The sequence below is a fragment of the Rhizobium sp. SVR5-9E genome (genome assembly GCF_056755095.1).
Genome location: NZ_JBNDHS010000542.1, coordinates 1 through 254, shown reverse-complemented (window position 1 = coordinate 254; position 254 = coordinate 1). Strand labels below are relative to the sequence as shown.

The following is a 254-nucleotide window of genomic DNA, read 5'->3' as shown; positions in this document are numbered from 1 at the left end:
ATTTGGTTTTTCTCAAACATTTTGTGACTTCCCGGAGCCGGGGCACCACTTGGAACAGGAGATATCACCTGAATACCTGTGTCTCTGAAATTTCTCAGGATATAAGACCAGGCGCCCATATTTTCAGGTTCTTCCTGAGCCCATACTAAGCTTTTTCTGTTGTTGTATTTACTGAAAACAGCTTCAATAGCATCAGCCTGTAAAGGATATAATTGTTCGAATCTAACCAATGCAACATTTTCAGCATTTAATTC

Annotated in this window: 1 protein-coding gene; it reads right to left on the bottom strand. The window is 39.8% G+C overall.

Going from position 1 to position 254, the window contains the following annotated elements; all coding sequences use genetic code 11:
- The coding region (locus ACPYOJ_RS35980) for a hypothetical protein (RefSeq protein ID WP_481420477.1) at positions 1-254 on the bottom strand (254 nt) is incomplete at both ends.